The sequence below is a fragment of the Candidatus Hoaglandella endobia genome, from assembly GCF_900044015.1.
GTDB lineage: Bacteria > Pseudomonadota > Gammaproteobacteria > Enterobacterales > Enterobacteriaceae > Hoaglandella > Hoaglandella endobia.
Genome location: NZ_LN999835.1, coordinates 224,051 through 237,072, shown reverse-complemented (window position 1 = coordinate 237,072; position 13,022 = coordinate 224,051). Strand labels below are relative to the sequence as shown.

General features: G+C 43.3%; 14 protein-coding genes and 1 tRNA gene. 5 read left to right on the top strand and 10 right to left on the bottom strand.

Annotated elements, in window-relative coordinates; genetic code table 11:
* Positions 1–36 precede the first annotated feature (36 nt).
* The 3 genes from lolA to rnt all read left to right on the top strand — a co-directional run bounded on the left by lolA (position 37) and on the right by rnt (position 2,923).
* Positions 37–660, top strand: a complete 624-nt coding sequence (gene lolA / locus A4A70_RS01180) for an outer membrane lipoprotein chaperone LolA (RefSeq protein WP_067567725.1) — start codon at positions 37–39, stop codon at positions 658–660.
* Between the two features lie 193 nt (positions 661–853).
* Complete coding sequence (serS, locus tag A4A70_RS01175; RefSeq protein ID WP_067567723.1) at positions 854–2,149, top strand: serine--tRNA ligase; 1,296 nt, start codon at positions 854–856, stop codon at positions 2,147–2,149.
* Between the two features lie 129 nt (positions 2,150–2,278).
* Entirely contained in the window at positions 2,279–2,923 is a 645-nt protein-coding gene (gene rnt, locus A4A70_RS01170) for a ribonuclease T (protein WP_067567721.1), read from the top strand.
* An 82-nt stretch (positions 2,924–3,005) separates the two neighbouring features.
* On the opposite strand, the gene A4A70_RS01165 is transcribed toward rnt, so the two are convergent.
* Both A4A70_RS01165 and A4A70_RS01160 read right to left on the bottom strand, forming a co-directional pair.
* Entirely contained in the window at positions 3,006–3,356 is a 351-nt protein-coding gene (locus A4A70_RS01165; protein WP_067567719.1) for a Grx4 family monothiol glutaredoxin, read from the bottom strand.
* 371 nt (positions 3,357–3,727) lie between these two features.
* Positions 3,728–4,336, bottom strand: coding sequence for a riboflavin synthase (locus A4A70_RS01160; RefSeq protein WP_067567718.1), 609 nt, complete (start codon positions 4,334–4,336; stop codon positions 3,728–3,730).
* Between the two features lie 605 nt (positions 4,337–4,941).
* On the opposite strand from A4A70_RS01160, the gene A4A70_RS01155 reads away from it, so the two are divergent.
* Together A4A70_RS01155 and pykF are read left to right on the top strand one after the other, a co-directional pair.
* A tRNA-Val gene (locus A4A70_RS01155) sits at positions 4,942–5,018 on the top strand.
* Between the two features lie 101 nt (positions 5,019–5,119).
* The gene (gene pykF, locus A4A70_RS01150) at positions 5,120–6,532 is read left to right on the top strand and encodes a pyruvate kinase PykF (protein WP_067567716.1); all 1,413 of its coding nucleotides are present in this window, start codon (positions 5,120–5,122) and stop codon (positions 6,530–6,532) included.
* A gap of 136 nt (positions 6,533–6,668) precedes the next feature.
* Here the strand turns inward: pykF and sufE are convergent, their stop codons facing one another.
* The 8 genes from sufE to ihfA all read right to left on the bottom strand — a co-directional run bounded on the left by sufE (position 6,669) and on the right by ihfA (position 13,020).
* Positions 6,669–7,100 (bottom strand): cysteine desulfuration protein SufE, encoded by a 432-nt coding sequence (sufE, locus tag A4A70_RS01145; protein ID WP_408605395.1) that lies wholly within the window; start codon positions 7,098–7,100, stop codon positions 6,669–6,671.
* Between the two features lie 21 nt (positions 7,101–7,121).
* Entirely contained in the window at positions 7,122–8,345 is a 1,224-nt protein-coding gene (sufS, locus tag A4A70_RS01140) for a cysteine desulfurase SufS (RefSeq protein ID WP_067567714.1), read from the bottom strand.
* The gene (gene sufD / locus A4A70_RS01135; RefSeq protein WP_067567712.1) at positions 8,342–9,637 is read right to left on the bottom strand and encodes a Fe-S cluster assembly protein SufD; all 1,296 of its coding nucleotides are present in this window, start codon (positions 9,635–9,637) and stop codon (positions 8,342–8,344) included. Before sufD ends, sufS begins: the two co-directional genes overlap by 4 nt.
* The gene (gene sufC / locus A4A70_RS01130; protein WP_067567710.1) at positions 9,609–10,358 is read right to left on the bottom strand and encodes a Fe-S cluster assembly ATPase SufC; all 750 of its coding nucleotides are present in this window, start codon (positions 10,356–10,358) and stop codon (positions 9,609–9,611) included. Before sufC ends, sufD begins: the two co-directional genes overlap by 29 nt.
* Positions 10,359–10,425: 67 nt before the next feature.
* Positions 10,426–11,922, bottom strand: a complete 1,497-nt coding sequence (sufB, locus tag A4A70_RS01125) for a Fe-S cluster assembly protein SufB (RefSeq protein ID WP_067568267.1) — start codon at positions 11,920–11,922, stop codon at positions 10,426–10,428.
* Between the two features lie 14 nt (positions 11,923–11,936).
* The gene (gene sufA / locus A4A70_RS01120; RefSeq protein WP_067567708.1) at positions 11,937–12,302 is read right to left on the bottom strand and encodes a Fe-S cluster assembly scaffold SufA; all 366 of its coding nucleotides are present in this window, start codon (positions 12,300–12,302) and stop codon (positions 11,937–11,939) included.
* 180 nt (positions 12,303–12,482) lie between these two features.
* Positions 12,483–12,644 carry a hypothetical protein gene (locus A4A70_RS02920; protein ID WP_158648190.1) on the bottom strand — a complete coding sequence of 54 codons (162 nt, stop codon included), beginning with the start codon at positions 12,642–12,644 and terminating at the stop codon, positions 12,483–12,485.
* Between the two features lie 73 nt (positions 12,645–12,717).
* On the bottom strand, positions 12,718–13,020 hold the full coding sequence (gene ihfA / locus A4A70_RS01115; protein ID WP_067567706.1) for an integration host factor subunit alpha: 303 nt from the start codon (positions 13,018–13,020) through the stop codon (positions 12,718–12,720).
* Between the last annotated feature and the right edge of the window lie 2 nt (positions 13,021–13,022).

The window sequence follows — 13,022 nt, the reverse complement described above, 5'->3', positions numbered from 1 at the left end:
GCTCGTCTTTCGATATAGTTCATAAGGAATACTCATATGAAAGAATTTTTGATTACTGCTCATTTAGTTACCGTCTTGCTGGCATCTCCTGCTTTTGCAGCTGATGCTGCTGATGTATTGCAAAGCCGACTAAATAAGGTCAATAGCTTTCATGCCAGCTTTACCCAACAGGTCAACGAGGTCGAGGGCGTGTCGATACAGGAGGCTGAAGGTGAACTATGGGTAAAACGGCCCAATTTGTTTAATTGGCATCTAATGTCACCTGATGAAAACGTGTTGATATCAGATGGCAAAACCCTTTGGTTCTATAATCCCTTTGTCGAACAAGTTACTGCCAACTGGTTAAAAAACGCTACTTGCAATACGCCTTTAATGCTAATCATCAATAATGGCACTACTGACTGGAGCCAGTATAAAGTAACACAGCAAGGAGATAATTTTTCTCTATTATCCAAATTATCTGAAGCAAATCACAGTAATCTGAGGCAATTGACTATTACAATAACTGCAAACGGCACTATTGAGAGTTTTACTGCCGTGGAGCAAAATGGTCAGTGTAGTGCTTATCAACTCAAAAGCCAAAGTAATAGCTCAGTGGAGAACGAAAAATTTAACTTTATCTTGCCAGAAGGCGTGACGCTTGATGACCAGCGTCAATGAGGTAATTATTGATAATCTGTCTTTCATTGTTTGCGCCCAGTGAAACAATAGTCTAGTTGTATTAGAGTAGATCTATTAAGTAGCTTAAAAAGCTATCGATAATTAGGCTATTACTGTAAGTTTAATTGCGTTATCCGCACAATTAGATAAAATTTATAATAAAGAATTATACATATATAAACACAGGACTAGCATGCTCGATCCCCATATGCTGCGTAACAATCTCGAAGCAGTTGCCAGAAAATTGGCTCGTAGAAAATTTCTACTAGATGTGGCAACATTAAGCCAACAGGAAGAGAGCCGCAAAATGCTACAAGTGGAAACAGAAAATTTGCAAGCTGAACGTAATGCACGCTCTAAAGAAATTGGAGCGGCAAAATTACGCCGGGAAGATATCGAGCAGCTGCGTTTAGAAATTAACCAATTGAGCACACGCCTTAGCACCCTAAAATCAAAACTGGACGAGCTAAAGACCGCCATAAGCGACTATACACTGTCGCTACCCAACATCACCGCTGACGATGTGCCCGTAGGGCATGATGAGAACGATAATGTAGAAGTTTCACGCTGGGGAGAACCTCGCTGCTACGATTTTTCCATACGTGATCATGTTGAGCTCGGCGAAATAATTGGTGGACTAGATTTTGCCGCCGCACTGAAGCTAACTGGTACACGCTTTGTCGTGATGCGCGGCCAAATATCCCGCATGCATCGGGCACTGACGCAATTTATGCTGGACTTACATACCGAACAGCATGGCTACCAGGAGCATTATCTGCCGTATCTGGTTAACCAGACCTCACTGTATGGGACTGGGCAATTGCCTAAATTTTCCGAGGATTTATTTCATATCAAGACTCTCAGTGAAGAAGCTGAGGCTAATAATTATGCGCTGATCCCGACAGCGGAAGTGCCGTTAACTAATCTAATGCGCGACGAAATCATTGAGGAAGACGCTCTGCCGTTGAAAATGATTGCCTATACGCCGTGCTTCCGTTCTGAAGCAGGCTCCTACGGTCGCGACACGCGCGGTCTTATTCGCATGCACCAGTTTGATAAAGTGGAAATGGTGCAAGTAGTAAAACCCGAGACGTCTATGCAGACGCTAGAAGAAATGACAGGGCACGCGGAAAAAGTACTGCAGTTACTTAATCTGCCGTACCGTAAAGTTCTGCTGTGCACTGGAGATATCGGTTTCGCTTCCTGCAAGACTTATGATCTGGAAGTCTGGCTGCCGGCGCAGGATAAATACCGGGAAATTTCTTCTTGCTCCAATATCGGCGATTTCCAGGCTCGCCGCATGCAGTCCCGTTACCGCGGGAAGTTGGACAAAAAACTACGGCTGGTACATACTCTTAATGGCTCTGGTCTTGCTGTAGGCCGCACGCTTGTGGCTGTGCTAGAAAATTATCAGCTAGCCAACGGTAATATCGAAGTACCAGCTGTGCTGCAGCCTTACATGAAAGGGCTGACCCATATTGGTGGTTAACCTCTACTACCCTAAAGTGTAACGCGCGCCATCTCTCTTTTTTTCCATTTTTATGTACATAACTCACCATACAAGCCATGTTATAATTTGCCATTATTGTGGATAAGTTAAATGAATATAAGAACTAGCATGGCTAATAAAGATGATAGCAATACTCTTCGCGTCCGTTTCCGCGGTTTTTATCCGGTTGTTATTGATGTAGAAACCGCAGGGTTTAACGCCGATACTGATGCTCTCTTAGAAATAGCAGCAGTGACGCTTGCCATGGACGAGCAGGGTTGCTTACAGGTAGATAATAAATTACATTTTCATGTAGAACCTTTTCCCTACGCTCGACTGCAGCCTGAGGCGCTGGCCTTTAACGGCATAGATCCAAGTAACCCCTTACGGGGCGCGATAAGCGAATATAAGGCCTTAAATAAAATTTTTAAAATGGTGCGTAAAGGTATTAAAGATCATGAATGCAACCGCGCCATTATTGTTGCGCATAATGCTGCTTTTGATCATGGTTTTTTAATGGCTGCCGCCGGCCGCGCTGGGCTTAAAAAGAATCCTTTCCATCCCTTTGCGACCTTTGATACGGCAGCATTGAGTGGTCTTGTGCTAGGCCAAACAGTATTGGCGAAAGCCTGCTTCGCTGCCGGTATCGCATTTGATAGCGGAGCAGCCCATTCCGCGCTCTATGATACAGAGCGGACCGCTTCGTTGTTTTGTGAGCTAGTTAATCGCTGGAAACGGTTAGGCGGTTGGCCCGTATTGCAGACCGCACCGTAAAACTGCCATTAGCCAGTTGGGATAGCTTTTAGCAAGCGTGGCAGAATATATCTGCCAACGCTGACAATAAATAATAGTTTACTTACTGCTGTGTTTTTCCTCTATGTAAATTGTATTTCACTGCAGCTTCTTTGATAAGAGGCTGCAGTTCACCACGCTGATACATATCAATAATGATATCGCATCCGCCGATAAGCTCGCTATTCACCCACAACTGCGGGAAAGTAGGCCAATGAGCAAATTTAGGCAGTTCGGCACGGATATCCAGATTGGTAAGTATATCAACATAGGCGAAACGCTCACCGCAATCTGACAGAGCATGTACTGCCTGTGCAGAAAAACGACACTCTGGCAATTTTGGGGATCCTTTCATGTACAAAATGATCGGGTTCTCGGCAAGTTGCTGCTGGATTTTTTCTATAGTTGTAGTCATTATCTTGATCTTGCTTCCTTAAGCCCCGGCTTGTATTGTATTTATCTGCGTATAAGTATAATAACGACCTAAGCATCGAGTAGTATAAACTTCCCTGATTACCAATCAGACATGTCTACAGAAAAAAATAGTCCCGCGGCTTCATAGGATATGTTGGCACTCATAGTGGACATAATCATAACGAATAACTACTACACCCACCCAGACATAACACAAAAAACACACTAGTACGATAATTTAACTACGATAGATAATATTAATTATATTTAATAAATTATTATCTAATAACTTAAACTAGAGATAATTAGTAAAGATTATGGTCGATCTAGCAGCGCATTAGATAGTCAGCATTGTGCACCATTTATTAGCCCTTAGAGGGTGTTTTGTTCACGCGCCGGACAGAAACTCGTTACAGTATCTACAATAGCATGTATTTGCGAATCTAGTTCTATATTTACATGCTCACCAAGTTGTTTAGTACCTAGCGTGGTGCGTTGTAATGTCTCTGGAATTAGATATACTGCAAAACTATTGTTTACTACTTGACCTACCGTTAGGCTGATACCATCAACACCAATATACCCTTTATACAGAATATATTTCATCATTCTATCTGGCATGGTAAACCAAATCTGCCGGTTATTCTCCGACGAAACTATTTTCGCTAACTCAGCGGTACAAAAAATATGCCCGGACATCAAATGGCCACCAATTTCGGTATGCAGACTGACTGCTCGTTCTAGATTGATCTCATCACCAACCTTCAACACGCTAAGATTAGTCAGCCTTAGTGTTTCTTCCATTAAATCGAAACTGACCATATCGTTTTCAATCCGGGTGACAGTTAGACAGCAACCGTTATGTGCCACAGAAGCGCCAATAGTTAATCCTGGCAATAAGGGAATAAAGTGAGTACGAAAATTGCTTTTCTCTTCGATGGCGACAAGAGGCACGGTTGCTTGAATAATACCTGTAAACATATTATGTGGTATACCTCAATACGGAGATGCTGAACATATAACATACATATGTTGCTTTTCTTATTGTAAAGATGCTGTCATAAAAAATGACAACTTTAGAATTTTTTTAATTTTTTTTGTGCTATTTTAACTACATTATTAATATTAATTTATTGAAAGTTCTTTAAATGCTAAACTTAAAATAATTCATTTATCAAGGTTATATTATAGAGTTTAACCCGTTACCATTTTCATATTAATATTTTTATGTTGCTGGCTACTTACTAGATAGTAAATTCTATCTAGAATTTACAGTAAAAACATGTTATTATTGTATAATATATTCAAATCTAACCTTATTGTTTAAATAAAAACAAGCTTTTTCCTTGCAAGCGCTAAGGTAGCCAGTTAATATTTATTACGCTGTAAATCAGATCATGAATAGTTCTGCGTTTTTACTCCGACGTAGACTGCGTCGCTTAAAAAAAGCACTACTCTGAATATGCAAGTCCAATGTTAGTCTGTTTATATCAAAGAAAAAGAAAGATAGTCTGCATACAGACTGCTTATCTAAATAAACATATAAGCGATTTTTTATTATTACAATTCATTAATTAGTTATTTGTGCGTCCGTAGCTCAGCTGGTTAGAGTATCACCTTGACATGGTGGTGGTCGGTGGTTCGAGTCCACTCGGACGCACCAACATTTAATAGCAAAAAAAAATACTGAAGATACAGCAAGCTGCTGAAGAAACAGTAAATACATCAGATTTAGCATCCATCACAACTGATAGACATTAACTTATGAAAAAGACAAAAATAGTTTGTACCATCGGTCCAAAAACTGAATCTGAAGAGGTACTATCAAGCTTGCTTAATGCGGGCATGAACGTCATGCGTCTTAACTTCTCTCACGGCAACTATGAAGAACATGGACAGCGTATCAAAAACCTGCGTGCGGTACTCAATAAAACTGGTCAACATGCCGCAATTTTATTAGATACAAAAGGACCAGAAATTCGTACTATGAAGCTGAAGGATAGCACGGATGTTTCACTACGCTCGGGGCAAACTTTTAATTTTACTACCGACCAAAGCGTTATCGGCAATAGCAAATGCGTAGCTGTAACTTATCCCGGCTTGACTGAGGATTTATCTGTGGGTAATACGGTGCTAGTCGATGACGGTTTGCTTGGTATGACCGTAACCAGCATTACGCAAGATACCGTGGTCTGTAAGGTGCTCAATAACGGCGAATTAGGTGAGAATAAGGGCGTTAACCTGCCAGGAGTACCCATTAACTTGCCTGCCTTGGCAGAAAAAGATAAACGCGATCTGATTTTTGGAATTGAGCAAGGCGTAGATTTTATCGCTGCTTCGTTTATCCGTAAACGTTCTGATGTATTAGAAATACGCGCGCATTTGAAACAATACGGTGGTGAAAATATCCAAATTATTTCTAAAATTGAAAACCAAGAAGGCCTAAATAACTTTGATGAAATACTCGAGGCATCAGACGGTATTATGGTTGCGCGTGGTGATCTGGGGGTAGAAATTCCCGTGGAAGAAGTTATTTTTGCTCAGAAAATGATGATTGAGAAATGTAACCGTGCGCGTAAGGTAGTCATTACCGCCACACAGATGCTCGATTCGATGATAAAAAACCCGCGTCCGACCCGTGCTGAAGCTGGAGACGTAGCTAACGCTATTCTAGACGGTACCGATGCTGTTATGCTGTCAGGTGAAAGTGCAAAAGGTAAATATCCGCTGGAAGCGGTCACTATTATGTCTACTATTTGTGAGCGTACCGATCGTATACAGCCAAGCTGTATCGTCTATCTAGACGATAGCTGTAAATTAAGCATTACTGAAGCTGTGTGCCGAGGCGCTGTTGAGACCGCGGAAAAATTGGAATCACCGTTAATATTGGTAGCTACTGAAGGCGGAAAATCAGCTAAATCGGTGCGTAAATATTTTCCTAAAGCAGAAATTCTAGCGCTGACCACTAACCCGCTAACCGCTCGACAACTTTTACTGAGTAAAGGGATCGTATGCCAGTTAGTCAATGAGATTGCCTCAACTGATGATTTTTACCGCATCGGTAAAGCCCTGGCCCTGGAAAGCGGTTTAGCTGCGAAGGGCGATATCATCGTCATGGTTTCCGGCGCTTTGGTACCAAGTGGCACCACGAATACAGCCTCTGTCCATCTGCTATAAGTTACAGATAGAGAACCAGCTTAACGAATACGAACAAAGTATTATAATAATGGTATTAATAATAATTAATCGTACTACACTAAAATCGATCAGCTTTGCTCCGACGTTCAGACCCTGAAAGTCAAAGTTGACAAGATTAGTAACGACGTAATAGCTTGGTGGCCTGTGCGCGAATAGCACGTACTATAGCTTCCAGCCCCTGAGAACGAGAAGGCGTGAGATGTTGAGCGAGCGCTAATGCTTTGAAAAACGGTCGTACTTTTTGGGTAACTATTTCCGCTGGCGTGAGACCCTGATAAAAGATAAAAACCATTGCGATCAAACCTTTTACGATAGCGGCATCGCTGTCGCCGTAAAGCTGTACAGCGCCATGAGTGTCAATCACCATTACAATCCAAACTTGACTTTGACAGCCCACAATAAGCTTATCCGTAGTGCGCATACCCAACGGTAGCGGCGGTAAGTAGCTACCTAATTCTATAATATAAAGGTATTTTTCTTCCCAATTGCTACAACGAAAGAAATTTCGCAGTAGCTTATCTTTATCTGGCAGCAGATTGGCTATCATTTTTCGCTCTCTGGTTGACGATCAGCTCAGTAAACGCTGTACTCGAAGCAAGCCCCACACGAGCCGGTTGATATCTTCATGGTTAGTGTACATTGCCAAAGAAGCACGGCACATACTCGGTACTTTGAAATAGGCCATCAGCGGCATAGCACAGTGATGGCCTGTACGGATAGCAATGCCGTATTGATCGAGAAAACTACCGACATCATAAGCATGATGTCTTCCCAAATTAAAAGCTATTACGCCAGTGCAGTCTTGCGGACCATACAAAGTTAAGTCCGGCACTTGCTGCAGCGCATCTAGCATGTAGCGCATCAGCTCTTGCTCATAGGCCTGAATATTTAGAAGCCCCACCTGCTCTATATAATCGATGGCGGCGCCCAATCCAATCATGCCGGCAGTATTGGGTGAACCAGCTTCAAAACGCCAGGGTGTATCGTTAAAGGTCGTTCCCTCACTCAGGCTGACGGAACTGATCATAGAACCTCCCCCTTCCCACGGAGGCATGGTGTCCAGCAATTTTTTTTTGCCGTAAAGTATGCCGATCCCCGAAGGTCCATAAAGTTTATGCCCAGAAAATACATAAAAATCGCAATCTAAGGCCTGCACATCTACCTGTTGATGCATGATGCCCTGAGCACCGTCAATAAGCACAACAGCGTCACTAGTAGCACGTACGCTAGAAATAAGCGACTGCAGGGGATTCAACGTCCCCAAAACGTTAGATAACTGAGTCACAGCAAATAGCCTGGTACGTTCATTGATAAGCGCTGTAAGCCTGGATAGGTTTAAAGTGCCGTCCGGTAGTAGAGGAATATAACGCAGAGTCAGCTGTTTTTCTTCGGCTAACATTTGCCAGGGGACAATATTGGAGTGATGCTCCATCTCGGTAATAAGAATATTATCGTTGGGCCGTAAAAAACACCGTCCCCAGCTGTTAGCTACCAGGTTGATGCCCTCAGTGGATCCTTTAGTAAAGATAATCTCGTTGGCAGAAGAGGCATTAATAAAACGCGCTGCTTGAGAGCGCACATTTTCCATGCGGGTAGTAGCTTCGCTGCTCAGCGTATGTATGCCGCGATGCACCGCGGCATATCCTTGGCGATAATAATCACTTTCACACGCGATAACGGCTTCGGGCTTTTGTGCACTCGCCGCGCTATCGAGATAGGTAAGCGGCTGATTGTTTACTTGCTGCTCCAAAATAGGAAATTCGGAACGAATTCGCCTAATAGGATAGGTCATGCCACTACCATCTGTAAGAATGGATCGATACATTTTATCACAATTTGGCGTACCGCGTCGTGGTCAATAGTTTCCGTCACTTCCGAAGCAAAGGCATAGATAATCATTCTCTGAGCATCCACTCCGTTAATGCCGCGCGAGCGTAAATAGAATATTTGCTCATCATCTATTCGACCAACAGTAGCTCCATGGCTGCATTTGACATCATCAGCATAAATTTCCAGCTGCGGCTTGGTATTTACTTCAGCGAGCTTATTGAGCAATAAATTATTGTTAATCATCTTACCGTCGGTCTTCAAAGCATATTTAGCTACTTTAATCAAACCATGGAATATGCCTTTACCGCGATCGCGAACGATAATCTTGTGCAATTGGCGGCTTAGACAATGGCCTTTGTTATGTTCTAGGTAACTGCAAGTATCGCTGATATCCTGTCCAGACGGCATCATCAGACTACTGATGGACAACTTAGATCCTTCACCGTTGAGCTGCGCGCTGGTCTGGTGCCTAGTTAAGACGGCGCCGAGGATAAAGGCACTGCTACGCACCACGGCATTGCGGCCGACGCAAATGTCATTATGCGCGAAATGGTAGCTGGCACGGTTTTCTACCGCTAGCTTAATATGATGACAATAAGCATTATCGCCGACATTAATACTTGTGCGTGCGCCGCTAAAATGCGCTTGCGCAGATAAACTGACGAAATGTTCTATAACCTGCCCTGTAGCTCCTACATCTATATCAATATGGTGGCGGTAGTGCAATGTGCTCAGCGTATCTTTATCTTCTTTGTCTAGGCCCTGGCTGATATGCAGTAAATAAAGTAGCCTAGATGCCGTTTTGCCAGTTGGCAGGCGAATGCGGGTAGTTTGCTGACTTAGACTTTCCGTCAAATGCAAAAATATCTCAGGTTGGATTGGCGCTGGCAATGGCTGGCGTGCAGTGCCCTCTTCAACTTGAATTTGCCAAAAACCAGTGTTGCTATCGCTCAGCGCCGGCACAAATCGTCCATCGACGAAAACCAATCGGTAGGCATCCAGCGTCAAGCTTAAGGCATCTCGCTCAGCCGCTGTCACCGTGCGCGTGGTGGCAGGTGCGAAGCAGTGTGCCAACAGACCTTCCAGTGGGGTGTATTTCCAATGCTCATTTTTATTGTTTGGTAGCCCAAGTCGTTCAACATCTTGCCAATGCGAATACGCCTGCACGGAACGCACATCAATTTTCCCGACAAACAACTGATGCCACTGTTTCAGCGCGCGGGCGTTAATAATGTTGTTCTGTGAGCCAGCCATAACCTTGTTCCTCCAGCTGTTTAACCAGAAAAAAATCGCCGGATTTAACAATCCGGCCCTGATAAAGCACATGGACATGATCAGGCTTGATGTAATCCAGTATGCGCTGGTAATGCGTGACGATAATAAAAGCTCGTTTATCATCGCGCAAAGTATTTACGCCATAAGCGACAATTTTAAGTGCATCAATATCAAGGCCGGAGTCTGTTTCATCCAGAATACACAAGTCTGGCTCTAGCACCGTCATTTGTAAAATATCGTTCCACTTCTTCTCGCCGCCAGAAAAACCAACATTTACTGAACGAGTAAGCAGGTCTGCCGGCATTTTTAGCAGTCTAACCTTGGCTTCGATAAAATCGGCAAAATCGAAACGGTCCAATGGCGGTAGATCGCGGTACTTGCGCACAGCATTAACAGCAGTTTGCAAGAAAAATTGATTACTGACACCAGGTATTTCTACTGGATATTGAAACGCCATAAATACTCCCTCGCCAGCGCGCTGCTCTGGCTCCAGCGCTAGTAAATTAGCGCCTTTGAATAGCACCTCACCAGCAGTGATCTCATAGTTTTTACTACCGGCCAGAGTTGCAGATAGGGTGCTTTTCCCGGAACCGTTAGGTCCCATAATCGCATGCACCTCGCCAGGTTTAATCTCAAGATTAAGTTGATGTAAAATAGATTTATTTTCTACACTGACACTTAAGTTTTTAATTAACAACATTTTTTATGTTTCCTTTACCCGGCTTATTAAATGTTATTCGGGCAAAACTCGGTAGCGCGGTTTAACCTCAGCCCACACTGTATTCAAGACTGATAGCTAGTAATTTCTGGGCTTCTACAGCGAATTCCAACGGTAGCTCGGAAAATACGTCCTTGCAAAATCCATTAACAATCATAGAAATGGTATCATCTTCACTGATACCACGCTGACGGCAGTAAAATATTTGATCTTCGCTGATACGCGAGGTCATGGCTTCATGCTCTAATTGGGCAGTGTTGTTCCGCGCTTCTATACACGGAAAGGTGTGTGCACCACATTCACTGCCGATGAGCATGGATTCACACTGGGTAAAATTACGAGCGTTAATAGCGGTAGGCAGAATTTTTACCAGTCCACGGTAGGAATTGTCACTCTTCCCAGCCGCAATTCCCTTGGATATGATGGTGGAGCGAGTATTTTTGCCGATGTGGATCATTTTAGTGCCAGTATCCGCCTGCTGGTGACCATTGGTTAATGCTACCGAAAAAAATTCTCCTATAGAGTTGTCGCCGCGCAAAATAACGCTCGGGTATTTCCAGGTGATAGCCGAACCAGTCTCAGATTGAGTCCAGGACATTTTTGAATTTGCACCGGCACAAAGGGCGCGCTTGGTAACGAAATTGAGGATACCACTTTCTGCCTCCCTGCCGGCAAACCAGTTTTGCACCGTGGAATATTTTACTTCAGCGTTTTTTAAGATGATAATTTCTACTACTGCGGCATGCAGCTGGTAGCTGTTGCGCACCGGTGCTGAGCAGCCTTCGATATAGCTTACATAGCTGCCTTCATCGGCGATAAGAATGGTGCGCTCGAATTGACCGGTTTTAGCAGCGTTAATGCGGAAATAGGTCGACAGCTCCATCGGACAGCGCACGTTCTTTGGTAGGTAGACGAAGGTACCGTCTGAGGCTACTGCTAAATTGAGAGCAGCGAAAAAATTATCATTAGCCGGCACCACGCTACCTAAATATTGGCGTACTAGTTCTGGGTATTTATGGATAGCTTCACCGAAGGAACAAAAGATAATGCCCTGCTGTGCTAGCTTAGCACTATAGGTAGTGGACACTGAAACCGAATCAAAAATGGCGTCTACTGCCACTTTGCTACCTTCATGTACAGGTACGCCGAGCTGATTAAACGTCTGCTCGACTTCTTTGGTCAAGTAGTTTTTCACCCCTTCTGCATTAGCCTGTTGCATTCCAGGCTGTTCACCACTGTAGGTGTTGTCGCAGACGCCGCAAGATGGTGCGGAATAATAGCTATAGTCATTGTAATTAAGTGGCTTGTAATCGGCTTTCAACCAATGCGGTTCTTCCATGTTTAGCCAGGCGCGATAGGCATTCAAACGAAATTCAAGCATCCACTCTGGTTCATCGCGTTTTGCTGAGATGTCGCGGACAACATCTTCGCTGATACCGTGCTCCAGTTCTTCGGTCACCAGCTGAGTAAAAAAGCCTTCTTTATAAAATTGCTCGCTTTTAGCCCATGGATGAATCGTATCAATTGCCTCATTGCTTCGTGCCATAATAAAATCATCGCTCAAAGGCCAAAACTTTCGCCGCACCCGCAGGCGTGCTGAGCTTTGGGATTGTTAAATTTGAAGACATGATTCAGGCCTTTTTGTACGTAATCCAGCTCAGTACCGTCGATGAACGGCATAGCCTTGAGCGGCACATACAGTTTAGCGCCGTCATGCTCGTAGAGTTGATCATCTTTGTCAGGCCGCATAACTTTTTCCATTACATAGCTTAACCCGGCGCAGCCGGATTGCTTAACGCGAAGACGTACTCCTAGCATGGTAGAATCATTGGCTACCAGGCGACAAATTTGCTGCGCGGCAGACTCAGTTAGAGTAATACCGGACCAGTTGTTTTCTTCCATCATTATTTTAATGTTTTTTTGCATTAAGTTTTACTCATAATGTAAAGGTTAATAATTAAATAATCCAGATTAAAGATTTAATGCTATCTTTTTTTAATGAAGATTTTTATGCTACATTTAAGTTTTATGTTTAATGAAATTCTCGAATAGATAAAAGCACTGGAAAAAGCGTTAAGGTGTCCCCCCTTGTATTATAGTTTGCATTCAAGTGTTGCTCAACACATCCTGTTTTGCGCTAGAATGTAATTCTAGCATAATACCCCGACAGCGGTAGAGATCCTTATGTGCTGCTGCAAGCAGTATAACTGCCATCAATGGCAGGAAGCTGAGATAATTGTTACCGAGGTGTAGCGAAGAATATACCACTGTTATTTAACTAGATCTGGCAGCTGTATCCAACTTTCGTTGCTATCCTTAACGCAGTAGTTATTAACTACTGTTAGTTTTGGTTAGGAGAAGCCGCATTTTCTACACGTATTTTAAGTTTTTGGCCCGGTCGAAACATCACTACCCGACGGGCAGTAATGGGAATATTTTCTCCTGTTTTAGGATTACGTCCTGGTCGCTGATTTTTATCGCGCAAATCAAAATTACCGAAGCCTGATAATTTTACCTGCTCGCCATTTTCTAATGCTCGGCGTACTTCCTCAAAAAAAAGTTCTACAATTTTTTTTGAATCCTGTTTGTTTAGTCCAAGTGTTTCAAACAGGTATTCAGAAATTTCAGCTTTAGTAAGCGCCATAA